Annotated in this window: 9 protein-coding genes; 6 read left to right on the top strand and 3 right to left on the bottom strand. The window is 68.7% G+C overall.

Annotated elements, in window-relative coordinates; all coding sequences use genetic code 11:
- Nucleotides 1-87: 87 nt before the first annotated feature.
- Complete coding sequence (locus AA983_RS08670) at nt 88-774, bottom strand: MOSC domain-containing protein (protein ID WP_052947024.1); 687 nt, start codon at nt 772-774, stop codon at nt 88-90.
- A 59-nt stretch (nt 775-833) separates the two neighbouring features.
- Here AA983_RS08670 and AA983_RS08665 point away from each other — a divergent pair, with 59 nt between their 5' ends.
- The 5 genes from AA983_RS08665 (at nt 834) to AA983_RS08645 (ending at nt 8,077) form a co-directional block, all read left to right on the top strand.
- Nucleotides 834-2,519, top strand: coding sequence for a DUF885 domain-containing protein (locus tag AA983_RS08665; RefSeq protein ID WP_047311870.1), 1,686 nt, complete (start codon nt 834-836; stop codon nt 2,517-2,519).
- Between the two features lie 154 nt (nt 2,520-2,673).
- Entirely contained in the window at nt 2,674-4,053 is a 1,380-nt protein-coding gene (locus tag AA983_RS08660) for a hypothetical protein (RefSeq protein ID WP_052947023.1), read from the top strand.
- A gap of 74 nt (nt 4,054-4,127) precedes the next feature.
- Complete coding sequence (locus tag AA983_RS08655) at nt 4,128-6,008, top strand: Na+/H+ antiporter (RefSeq protein WP_047311869.1); 1,881 nt, start codon at nt 4,128-4,130, stop codon at nt 6,006-6,008.
- Between the two features lie 27 nt (nt 6,009-6,035).
- A complete protein-coding gene (locus AA983_RS08650; protein WP_047311868.1) occupies nt 6,036-6,698 on the top strand; it encodes a nucleoside triphosphate pyrophosphatase in 663 nt (220 codons plus the stop codon).
- A gap of 62 nt (nt 6,699-6,760) precedes the next feature.
- Nucleotides 6,761-8,077, top strand: coding sequence for a hypothetical protein (locus AA983_RS08645; protein WP_047311867.1), 1,317 nt, complete (start codon nt 6,761-6,763; stop codon nt 8,075-8,077).
- A gap of 78 nt (nt 8,078-8,155) precedes the next feature.
- Here the strand turns inward: AA983_RS08645 and AA983_RS08640 are convergent, their stop codons facing one another.
- Nucleotides 8,156-9,340 carry a serine/threonine-protein kinase gene (locus tag AA983_RS08640; protein ID WP_052947022.1) on the bottom strand — a complete coding sequence of 395 codons (1,185 nt, stop codon included), beginning with the start codon at nt 9,338-9,340 and terminating at the stop codon, nt 8,156-8,158.
- A gap of 272 nt (nt 9,341-9,612) precedes the next feature.
- Complete coding sequence (locus AA983_RS08635; protein WP_047311866.1) at nt 9,613-10,473, bottom strand: aldo/keto reductase; 861 nt, start codon at nt 10,471-10,473, stop codon at nt 9,613-9,615.
- Between the two features lie 118 nt (nt 10,474-10,591).
- On the opposite strand from AA983_RS08635, the gene AA983_RS08630 reads away from it, so the two are divergent.
- Complete coding sequence (locus tag AA983_RS08630; protein ID WP_047311865.1) at nt 10,592-12,376, top strand: biotin carboxylase N-terminal domain-containing protein; 1,785 nt, start codon at nt 10,592-10,594, stop codon at nt 12,374-12,376.
- The last annotated feature ends 83 nt before the right edge of the window (nt 12,377-12,459 follow it).

Below are 12,459 nucleotides of genomic sequence, written 5' to 3'. Positions count from 1 at the left end.
GCGCACGTCAACAGTGCCAAGGGTGCTGTCACCGAGGCCGGTGACAGCCCCCCTTGGCGTCGGCCCGGACGAGCGTCGAGCGGACCGTCACTTACGCAGGCGGGCCTCGTAGTCACGCTGATGGACGCTCGGAAGAACACCGGCTTCGACGACCCGCGCAAGGACGTCTCGCCCACCGGTGGTGCGGGCGCTGAACACGTCGGCCACCGTGATGCCGTGGGCAGGCCGGTACACCTCGACGATGTCGTCGCCGGCGCTGATGCGCCCGGGTTCGACGACGCGCGCGTACGTCCCCGCCCGCCCGCGCTGGGTGAAGCGCTTGAGCCACCCCGGAACGTCCATGGCCCAGGCGAACGTGCGGCACGGAATACGCGGCAGGCTCGCCTCGAGCACTGCGGTGCCGACGCGCCAGCGCGTGCCCACGAGGGCCCCGTCGAGGTCGATGCCCGAGGTGGTGACGTTCTCACCGAAGGAGGCGTTCGGTAGGGAGCGGCCGAGTTCGCGCTCCCAGTGGTCGAGTTCCTCACGTGCGACGAGATAGACGGCCTTGTCGCTGCCTCCGTGATGCTTCTCGTCGCCGACGAAATCGCCCGCGACACCACTGCGCCCGCCGCCCTCGCGCGGGCCGGGGTCGCTCACCTCGAGGTACCCGACGGGCTGTTTGTGGATGCCCGTCCGGTGCTGCTTCGGATCCCACTCCTCCGGGCGCCCCACGTTCACCGAGAGCACGTTCGGCCCCGCCGCTGAGGTTTCACGCACCCCGTCATCAGCCATGGCGCGAGACTACCGAAGGCGATCGGGCCCAAGTCGAACCTCTCGCCTACAGTCGTGGCATGAACACCTCCGCGTCCCCTCGCGCCACGACCCGTGTCGACGAACTGGCCGACTCGTACTTCGATTCCGCGGTGGAGCTCTCTCCCATCGAAGCCACCAGCTTGGGCGTTCCGGGCCAGGACGAAATGCTCGACGACTTCTCCCCCGAGGGCTATGAGCGCATCAGCGAACTGCGTCGCACGACGCTGTCCGCGCTGCGCACGGTCACGGCCGAGGACGACGTCGACGAGGTCACGATTGCCGCCATGACGGAGCGGCTCGAGCTCGCCGAGGAGATCCACGAGGCCGGGTACGACCTGGCCGACCTCAACGTCATCGCCTCGCCCCTGCAGAACGTTCGCGACGTGTTCGACCTCATGCCCACCGACACTGACGAGGACTGGGCCGTCATCGCCACGCGCATGCGCGCGGTGCCGGAGGCCCTCACCGGGTGGCTGCAGTCGCTGCGCGTCGCAGCGGACGCCGGCAACCGCCCCGCGCGCCGTCAGGTGGAGCGCTGCATCGAGCAGTGCGCTGACCACATCAGCTCCGAGGGCTACTTCCACGCGCTGACACAGCAGGCCGTCGACGGAACCGAGGACGAGGCACTCGCCGACGAGCTGCGTCACGCCATCGACGAGGCCGCCCGGGCTTATGAGGAGACGGCCGAGAAGCTGCGCGAGGAGGTGCTCGTTGACGCTCGGGAGGCCGACGCCGTCGGCGCCGAGCGATACGCGCTGCACAGCCGGCAGTTCCTCGGTGCGCGTATCGACCTCGAAGAGACCTACCGCTGGGGCCAGGAGGAACTGGCGCGCATCACGGCGGAGATGAAGGAGGTCGCAGAGCGCGTCGCCCCGGGGGCCGGCGTCAAGGGCGCCATCGCGGCGCTCGACGAGAGTGCCGCCTACACGCTGCACGGTACCGACGCGCTGGAGGAGTGGATGCAGCAGAAGGCCGACGAGGCCGTCACCGCCCTCGCCGACACCCACTTCGACGTGCCGGATCCGGTGCGCCGCATCGAATGCATGATCGCGCCGACGAACTCGGGCGGCATCTACTACACGGGTCCGAGTGCGGACTTCTCGCGCCCCGGCCGCATGTGGTGGGCCGTACCGCGAGACGTCGAGAAGTTCGGCACGTGGCGCGAACTGACGACGGTCTACCACGAGGGCGTACCCGGCCATCACCTGCAGATCGGGCAGACGATGTACCGCTCGGGGCTGCTCAACCGCTGGCGGCGCCTCGGCGCCTGGACGTCCGGGCACGGCGAGGGCTGGGCGCTGTACGCCGAACGCCTCATGGCCGAGCTCGGCTACCTCGACGACGACGGCAACCGTCTCGGCATGCTCGACGGGCAGTCGTTGCGCGCGGCCCGCGTCGTGCTCGACATCGGTGTGCACTGCGGTTTCGAGGCGCCGGCCGAGGTCGGCGGCGGCGAGTGGACCTACGACAAGGCATGGAGTTTCCTCAGTGCCCACGCGGACATGGCCGAGGGCTTCCTGCGCTTCGAACTGGACCGTTACCTCGGTTGGCCGGGGCAGGCGCCGTCGTACAAGGTCGGCGAGCGCCTGTGGTTCGACCTGCGCGAGAAGACCCGCGAACACGAGGGAGCCGACTTCGACCTCAGGGCCTTCCACCGTCGCGCGCTCGACGTCGGAAGTGTCGGCCTCGATGTCCTGCGCGATGCGCTCCTGCCCCCTGCCTGAGGCTCGTTCGCACGGCTGCGTCAACCGTCGCCCGGAGCTCAGCACGCCCGCGCGCCCTCGATACCAAGCGGAGCGCCGCGGGTAAACTGAACCGGATCTCGAGAAGCGCCGGTCAATCGGCTTCCCTCACCATTCGGCCAAGGAGGACGACTGCATGTCGCCTGCACCCACGTCCGGTTCGACCTCGTCGACGTCGCCCGCCTCCCTCGTGAAGGGTGGTCTGCGTTCGGCGATGTCGATGGCAGAGCGTGTGAGTTCGACGGCTGCGGCGAAGGTCGCCCCGGCGCGCGGACGCACCCCGGGTGAAGGTGGCACACCGCCCGTCCTGCCGGTGGTGCTCGACTTCACGCTCTCGGGGTACGCGCTGGCGCGGGCCTTCCACGAGCGTTACGACCTGACGAGTGTCGCCATCGTGCCGCTCCACACCCCGGCTGTCGGTGACTCGAGCCTCTTCCACGAGGTGCGGGTGCTCGGTCACGAGGCTCTGACGAACCATCAGCTCGTCATGGACGAGCTCGTTCGTGTGGCCGCAGCGCACCCGAACCTCACCGTCATCCCGTTGACGAACAACGACAGCTACGTGCAGATGCTCTCCGCCCAGCGCGACTCGCTCGGCGCGAACGTCGTCGTCCCGCACGAGTCCCCGGAGATGCTCGTGCGTATCTCGGACAAGAACCACTTCAACGCCGTCTGCGCCGAGGCCGGCGTCCTCACCCCCGGCACGGCTGTGCTCGACTTCGGTGCTGGGCGTCCCAGCGCAGCTGAGGTGACGTTCCCGTTCCCGATCATCGTCAAGCCTGCTGACTCCGCGCTGCACAACAAGCTGACGATGCAGGGCAAGCGCAAGCTCTACGAGATCGACGACTCCGCGGCCCTCGAGGACCTCATCGACCGGCTTCACGCCGCCGGCTTCACCGGCGAGATGCTGGCGCAGGATCGCATCCCCGGTGACGACATCCTGTCGGTCACGATCTATCGGGCACGCAACGGTGAGGTGACGCTCGCGCGCACCTCCAAGGTGCTCCTGCAGGATCCGCGTCCGGCGTACCTCGGAATCCCGGACGTCCAGGTCGTGCAGGACATGCCCGACGTCGTCGACGCCTCCGTTCGCATCCTCGAGACGGCCGACTACTACGGCTTCGCGAACCTCGACGCCATCCGTGATCCACGTGACGGCTCGGTCAAGTTCTTCGAGGTCAACCCGCGCTACGGACGCAACTGTTACTACGCCACGGGATCGGGCGCGAACATCGCCGAGCAGCTCGTGACCGATCTCGTCGAGGGCCGACCGATGGCGGCACCTGCACTCGAGAACGAACTCGTCTACACCGTGCTTCCGCCGCGTGCTCTGCAGCGCCTGCTGCCCGAGGGCAGCGACCGCAGCCTCGTCGAGCGTCTCGTCAAGGCCGGCCACTGGGCCGACCCGCTCAAGTACGGCGGCGAGCGCAACCCGAAGCACAAGGCGTATGCACACGCCGCGGCCTGGCACCACGCCCGTGCTTACCGTGGTGCGCCACGCGTCATCGGCGGCTGACCGCCCGCACCGGCGCGTGACTCCCCCGCCGGACACCGGCGGGAGGGGTCGCGTCCAGCCGTCATAATGGCCGGGTGCATGTCGCCCTCCCCATCGTCCTCCTCGTCGCCACGACGATTCTCGGAAGCCTCGTGGCTCGGCGGGTCGGGCTCTCCGGTCCTCTGCTGCTGACGGCGGTCGGGGTCGCGCTCTCCTACGCCCCCGGCGTGGGCGAGGTCCACCTCGACTCCGAGGTCGTTCTCCTCGGTTTCCTGCCGCCGCTGCTGTACGCGACGGCGCTGCGCATCTCGCTCGTCGATCTGCGGCGCGACGTGTACCAGATCATCCAGTTGTCGGTGCTGCTCGTGCTCTTCACCGCGATCGTCGTCGGACTCGTCTCCTGGTGGCTCATGCCCATCGGTTTCGCGGCGGCACTGGCCCTGGGCGGTGTCGTCGCTCCCCCGGACGCCGTCGCGGCCACCGCCGTCGCGCGTCGCATCGGGTTGCCACGCAGGCTCGTCGCCGTCCTCGAGGGTGAGTCCCTCTTCAACGACGCGACGGCCCTCGTCACCGTGTCCACGGCCACGCTCGCGCTGCAGCAGTCCGTCACGCCGCTGAGCGTCGGGGTCGACTTCCTCGTCGCGACGGTGGGCGGCATCGCGATCGGCGTCGTCGCGTTCCTCGTCATGGCGTTCATCCAAAAGCACGTCAAGGACACCCCGACGAGCGTCGCGCTGAGCTTCATCTCGCCGTGGGTGGCCTTCCTGCCCGCCGAGGAGATCCACAGCTCAGGCGTCATCGCCGTCGTCGTCATGGCCGTCCTGCTGGGCTACAAGGCGCCCTACATCCAGACGGCGCAGGCTCGCGTCTCCGAGCGGATGAACTGGGATTCGGTGCAATTCATCCTCGAGAACATGGTCTTCCTGCTCATCGGTCTGCAGGCGGCGACGATCATCACCGACGTCATCGAGTCCGACATCGGCCTGGCCCGTACGAGCGCCTACGCGCTCACCGTTCTCGCGACGGTCATGTTCATCCGGCCGGTCTTCATCATCTTCGCGGCGTGGCTGGGCCGCGTGGCGAGATGGGATTCGCGTCCCCTCTCCCTGCGTGAGGGTGCGGTCGCCGGTTGGGCCGGCATGCGCGGCGTCGTGACGCTCGCCGCCGCGTTCCTGCTCCCCGAGGGCGCCACCCCGCATCGCGAGACGCTCATCTTCATCGCGCTCACCGTGACGATCGGCACCCTCGTCCTCCAGGGCTTCACGCTCGGCACGGTGGCGAAGGCCATGAAGCTGCACGCCCCCGATCCTCGCGAGGACGCCCTCGCCGCGGCCCAGGTCGTCCAGGCCTCCATCGACGCCGGTGAGGTGGCGATGCACAAGGCACTCGAGGATCCGCGACTCGCCGACACCCCTGAGCCGATCGTGAAGTCGCTCGAGAAGCAGGGCATGCGCCGCGCCAACCTCATGTGGGAGCGCCTGGGCAGCAGCGATGTTCTCGGCCCGACGCAGCAGTACCGCGAGATCCGTCAGCAGATGCTCGCCGCGGAGCGCAACAAGGTGCTCGAGATGCGTGATCACGGCCTCGTCGATCACGAGGTCATCGACAACATCCTCTTCCAGCTCGACATCGAGGAGTCGATGATCCTCACGGCCGAGGATCGCGACGCTGTTCTCGGGGAGACCAGACCCCTCCTCACGCCGGAGGGCCGCCGAGGCGACTGCGAGCACCTCGTCGAAGCCGCTGACTCCAGCGCCGCGCCGCAGTCCCACGAGGGATGTCAGACATGCCTCGAGCAGGGCATGAAGTGGCTGCACCTGCGCATGTGCACCGCGTGCGGGTTCGTCGGGTGCTGCGACTCATCCCCGGGTGCACACGCGAGCGCTCACTTCCGCGACACTGCCCACCCCGTCATGCGCTCGTTCGAGCCCGGCGAGGCATGGCGTTGGTGCTTCGTCGACGGCCTCCCGGGCTGAGACGGCCCGCCCGATAGCCTGGGTCGCATGACCGAACTCGTCCTCGCCTCGCAGTCGCCCGCCCGCCTCGCCACGTTGAGGTCGGCCGGCATCGAGCCATTCGTCCTCGTCTCCCACGTCGACGAGCAGGCCGCACTCGACTCCGCGGGCGCGGATCACGGGCCGCTGGCCGCCGAGGACGTCGCCCTGCTGCTCGCGCACGCGAAGTGCCAGGCGGTCGCCTCCCGCTTCGCCGAGGGCGACGTCCCCGACGACGCGCCCGAGAGCGCGCTCATGCTCGGCTGCGACTCGGTGCTCGAGTTCGAGGGCCGGACGCTCGGCAAGCCGGTCGACGCGGGCGACGCTGCGGCCCGCTGGCGGGAGATGCGCGGTCGAAGCGCGACGCTGTTCACGGGGCACTGGGTCATCGACGACCGCGAGGACGGCACGAGCGCCACGTTCGGGGCCGTCTCGGGCACCGAGGTCCACTTCGCCGACATCAGCGACGCCGAGATCGAGGCGTACGTCGCCACGGGCGAACCGCTCGCCGTCGCCGGCGCCTTCACGATCGACGGACTGGCCGGCCCGTACGTCGAGCGCATCGAAGGCGACCCGCACACCGTCGTCGGGATCGGTCTGCCGCTGCTGCGCGAGATGCTCGCCGAGATCGGTGTCGAGTGGCACACCCTGTGGAACCGTCCGCGCGGCTGAAACGTCCCAGGCGGGCCCGCCGGTTTGGCACACTGTCACCAGCACATTCGGGGAGGACGAGGATGACGACATCACGCGCGAGGAAGGCGCTCGCAGCGACCGCCGTCACCGTCGGGCTCGCCACGACAAGCGCCGCACCGGCGTGGAGCGCGCCGAAGTTGGCGGACGGTAACGGTTTCACCACGGGCGGCAAGAACATCGACCTCCGTGTGGCCTCCGGCGACGGCACTCCCCTCGACCCGGGGATGTATCAGACGACGTTGCCCGTCGACGAGACCTCCCGCTACGCGTCCATTTCCCGGGGTGAGGGCGAGCGCCTCCAGATCGGCGTGCTCGGCTCGGCCACCTGGAAGAACAACGCGTGGAGCGTTTCCGACGGTTCGCAGGGCCTCGAGATCAAGCTGACCACGCCGGACGGCGAGACGACCTGCGCCACGTCCACCGACTCCCTTTCCACCACGGGCGCGCCGGGGCTGCTCAAGACGAACGTCGCCGTCGACCCCAAGGCCACGAAGCGCATCACGGACTCGGGCGATTCCGCCGACGCGTGCCGCGAAGCCACGTCCTACCGGCTCGAGGTGAAGCGCACCAACAGCGGTGACAACTCCACGCCGATGCCCGTGCAGATCGCGATCGTGCGCACTCCGAAGGTGAACGGCGAGGTCAAGACCCCGAGCGGTGACGTCGAGGCCCTCTCCACCCAGCCGCTCGACGCGTCCCAGACGATGGAGCCGGGTGCCGGTTTCGCGAACGCCACGACGCTTCCCAGCTCCGAAGGCGGGTACACCGTCGAGGCGCAACCGGGACGCCGCATGTTCTTCCGCGTCCACCTCAGCTGGGGCCAGCGCATGTCCGTCGGCTGGGAAGTGCCGAAGAACGGCAGCGGCTACAACCCGACGCAGGACATGAACCTCGATCTGCAGGTCTACAACCCCGCGCTCACCGAGGTGACGGTCTCGGGCTCCGGTTCGAACACCGGGTACCTGTTCAAGTCGACCTCCTCGGGCACCGACCCGAAGCAGCTCGGCGCCTACACGGCTCCCATCGACTACGGCAACGCCGACCGCGAGACGGACGGCGACGACAGCGTGCAGTGGCAGGCGATGCCGGGCTGGTACTACGTGGCACTCGACGTCACGCCGTCGTCGTCCTCGGACAAGCTGGACGAGTCGAAGACGATTCCGTCGGTCATTTCGGTGCGCGTGCAGGGCAACGCCAACGAGGGTCCCGCCATGGACGTCGCACAGCCGGCCCCTGCCACCCTGAGCACCGAGGGCACCTCGGGTTCGAACCCGCTGCTCTGGGGTGGAGCGCTCGTGCTCGGCCTGGGCGCGGTGGCCGGGTTGGCTTTCGTTCTGTGGCGCCGCGATAACTCCTGACCGCCACGCTTTCCACATGAAAGCAGCGCCCGAGCCGGTTTCGGCTCGGGCGCTGCGTCGTACGTCAGGGGCGGGCGATCAGTCCGCCTTCTGCCATATGTAGGTGCCGTCGTCCTGATAGGTGCAGGTGAGTTGCTTGCCGCTGGACGTCGTGGCCACGGAGCCTGCGTCGCTGAAGTAGCAGGTGCCCCCGGTGCTGGCGTGGTTGGCGTCGTACGCGCCGTCGCCGGCACCCCAGGGCTGCCAGAGCGCGAAGCCGGCGACGAGGGCGGCGAGCAGGCCGGCGGGAGCCGCCATCCACGTCTTGATCTTGCGGCGCTGCGGCACGGGGGCGCCGTCGATGAGCGTCTGCGGCGCGGCGGAGGAGTCAGTGAAGCCATCGAGGGCGCGGGCTGCGGCTCCGGCGTGGAGCTGGACGAAGTCGCCCGAGGACTCCATCGGGGGCAGACGGTCGGGGATGTTGCGGGCGGCCGCGTCGTGCCAGGCGTTCTCGGGGAGCAGGAGCCAGGACATGGCGTCGCGAGCGTTGGCGGGACGCCTGCTGGCGACGGGGTCGGCCAGTGCGACGAGGACGTTCCACAGCGAGTCCGGCACGTCGGCGGGGCGCGGGGGAAGGTCGTCGCGTCGGGTGCGGGTGGTGTTGCCCGGGCGGACGCCGGTGAGCATGTGGATGCCCATCATGCCGGCGGAGTACAGATCCTGACGGGGGTCGGGATCGTCGCCCTTGGCCTGCTCAGGCGACATGTAGCCCGGTGTGCCGAGAACCATCTCGTTGCTCGTGAGGCGGGGTGCGTCGACGCTGACGGCGATGCCGAAGTCGGTGATCCAGGCCGAGGGCACGCCCATTCCGGTGGCTTCGAGCAGGATGTTGGCGGGCTTGATGTCGCGGTGGACGATGCCGGCGCTGTGGCAGGCGTCGAGACCGTCGAGCATCTGGCGCATGAGTTCGGCGACGAGTGGGTACGGCAGCGCGCCGTGATCCTTGATGAGGTCGGAGATGGAGCCGCCGTCGATGAGCGGCATCGTGAAGATGACGCGCCCGTCCTCACCGGCCCAGCCGAGCGGCGTGACGACGTGGCTGTGCTCGATGCGCATGCCCTGCTCGCGCATGAAACGCAGGAGCGAGCCGGCGTCGGACTGGCGCAGCAGTTTGGCGGCGACGAGACGGCGCGACTTGTGGTCGTGGACGCGCCAGACGGACCCCATGCCGCCTTCGCCGATCTGGTCGACCAGCTCGTACCGGCCCGCGAACATCTCACCCATGCCTGCTCCTCCCCTGCGTCGAGTCAAGGATACGGATCACGGGAGGCGCGCGTGCAGCGCAGCCGTGACTCTCCTTGCAGTTCTCGACCTACGACGTGCGTTCTCGCCCGCTCGTTCCCTGTATGGCAAAGGCCCTGCCGACGCTCGGTGCGTCGGCAGGGCCGATCGGGCTGTGTGTCGCAGCGAGACAGACTCCAGGAGCCCGGCCGCAGAACGCAACCATCACTACCCGATGTGTCGGGCTGGGCGAGCTCGCCCGCCCTGCCAAGACATCAGTTGAAGTCGTTCGGGCGGGGGCCGATGCGACCGTCGGAGCTGTCGAGGTCACTGATGGCGAACAGGTCGTCCTCGGTGAGCTCGAAGTCGAACACGTCGAAGTTCTCGGCGATACGGCTCGGCGTCACCGACTTGGGAATGACGACGTTGCCGATCTGCAGGTGCCACCGAATGATGACCTGCGCGACCGTCTTGCCGAGTCGCTCCGCGATGCCGTCGAGCACCGGGTTGGTGAGGATGTCGCCGCCCTGACCGAGCGGGCTCCACGCCTCGACCGCGATGCCGTTGGCAGAGCAGAAATCGCGCACGGCCTTCTGCTGGAACTTCGGGTGCAGCTCCACCTGGTTGATCGCCGGGAACTCGCCCGTCTCGTCCTTGAGGCGTTGCAGGTGCTCGGGCTCGAAGTTGCACACTCCGACGGCGCGCACGCGCCCGGCGTCACGCAGCTCGAGCATCGCCTTGAACGTCTCGACGTAGGTGTCCTTCTCCGGAGTGGGCCAGTGGATGAGATACAGATCGAGCGGTTCGACGGCGTCCTTGCCGCCCAGGCGCTCGATCGAGGCGTCGAACGCCTTCTTCGTCGCCTCGTAGCCCTGATCCTCGTTCCACACCTTCGTCGTGAGGAAGATGTCGCGGCGCGGCACGTCCGCACTCGCGATAGCGGCGCCGGTACCGGCCTCGTTCTCGTACACCTTCGCGGTGTCGATGCTGCGGTAACCGACCTTGATCGCCTCGCGCACGGCGTCGGCGGCCTGGTCGTCCTCGACCTGCCAGACGCCGAAACCGAGCTGCGGCATCTCGACCGTTTCGGAGCCTGCCGAGAGGGAGACGGTGGGCACATTCGTGTTTTCAGCCATGTTCGCGCCAACCCCACGGACCGCCTTGCTATTCCGCATCGCAGGCATCGATTCGCAACGAAAATTTCTACCGTTGGGTAGCCACGTCGGGCCTTGGGCCGCCCGATATGGTCTCCCCATGGGTTCTGTCACCAAGGTTCTGATCGCCAACCGCGGCGAGATCGCCGTCCGCATCGCACGCGCCGCCAAGGACGACGGAATCACCTCCGTCGCCGTCTACGCCGAGCCCGACCGTGACGCTCTGCACGTCAAGGTCGCCGACGAGGCGTACTCCCTCGGCGGCTCCACCCCCGGTGACTCCTACCTCGTCGTCGACAAGATCCTCGAGGTCGCCAAGACCTCCGGCGCCGACGCCGTCCACCCCGGCTACGGCTTCCTCGCCGAGAACGCGAGTTTCGCCCAGGCGGTCATCGACGCGGGCCTGACGTGGATCGGTCCGTCCCCCGAAGCCATCGACGGCCTCGGCGACAAGGTCAAGGCCCGCCACATCGCCACCAAGGCCGGCGCCCCGCTCGTGCCCGGCACCAAGGACCCGGTGGCCGACGCCGACGAGGTCGTGGCCTTCGCGAAGGAGCACGGCCTGCCCGTCGCCATCAAGGCCGCCTACGGCGGTGGCGGCCGCGGCCTCAAAGTGGCCCGCAGCATCGAGGAGATCCCGCACCTCTACGACTCGGCCGTCCGAGAGGCTGTGAGCGCGTTCGGTCGCGGCGAGTGCTTCGTCGAGCGGTTCCTCGACAACCCCCGCCACGTCGAGACCCAGTGCCTCGCCGACAGCCACGGCAACGTCGTCGTCGTGTCCACGCGTGACTGCTCGCTGCAGCGCCGCAACCAGAAGCTCGTCGAGGAGGCTCCCGCCCCCTTCGTCACGGACGAACAGCACGCGGAACTGCTGCGCGCCTCGAAGGCGATCCTCACGGAGGCCGGGTACACCGGCGCGGGAACGTGCGAGTACCTCATCGGCACCGACGGCGTCATCAGCTTCCTCGAGGTGAACACGCGCCTGCAGGTGGAGCACCCCGTCTCGGAGGAGGTCACCGGCATCGACCTCGTGCGCGAGCAGTTCCGCATCGCCCGCGGCGAGGAACTCGGCTACGACGACCCCACGCCGCACGCGCACTCGATCGAGTTCCGTCTCAACGGTGAGGACGCCGGCCGCGGCTTCCTCCCCGCACCGGGCACCGTCGAGACCTTCAAGGCTCCCAGCGGCCCCGGCGTTCGCGTCGACTCCGGCGTCGTCTCCGGTGACGTCATCGGTGGAGCCTTCGACTCGATGCTCGCCAAGATCATCGTCACCGGCCGCACCCGCAAGGAAGCTCTCGAACGTTCCCGCCGCGCGCTGGCCGAGACGGTCATCGAGGGCATGCCGACGGTGCTCCCCTTCCACCAGGTCGTCGTCGAGGATCCTGCGTTCGCACCGGAGTTCACCGACTCCCCGGACGACGCGTTCAGCGTTCACACGCGCTGGATCGAAACAGAGTTCGACAACCAGATCGCCCCGTTCGACGGCTCCCCGGAGGCTGCGGCCGAGCAGGCGGCGCGCCAGAACGTCGTCGTCGAGGTCGGCGGCAAGCGCCTCGAGGTCTCGCTGCCGGGTGACCTCGCCGTCGCGCCCGCCGTAGGCAAGGGCAAGTCGGCCGGCCGTCGCACGTCCCGCAAGAGCGGCGGTGGCTCCGCCGCCAGCGGCGACTCGCTCACCGCTCCGATGCAGGGCACCGTGGTCAAGGTCAGCGTCGAGGACGGCGCCACCGTCTCCGCCGGTGACACGATCGTCGTCGTCGAGGCGATGAAGATGGAACAGCCCATCACCGCTCACAAGGACGGGGTGGTCACTGGCCTCAAGACCGCTGTCGGCGAGACCGTCACCGCGGGCAGCGTCATCGCGGAGATCAAGGACGCCGAGTAAGCATCTTGAACGTGTGTTGGCCCGAGCCGTTGCGGCTCGGGCCTTCACACATTCAAGGGAGAAAACGTTCACTACAGACGCGC

Origin of the sequence: Dermacoccus sp. PE3 (assembly GCF_001021715.1) — a bacterium.
GTDB lineage: Bacteria > Actinomycetota > Actinomycetes > Actinomycetales > Dermatophilaceae > Dermacoccus > Dermacoccus abyssi.
The sequence above is the reverse complement of the archived record's forward strand: the minus strand, read 5'-3'. Positions and strand labels throughout refer to the sequence as shown.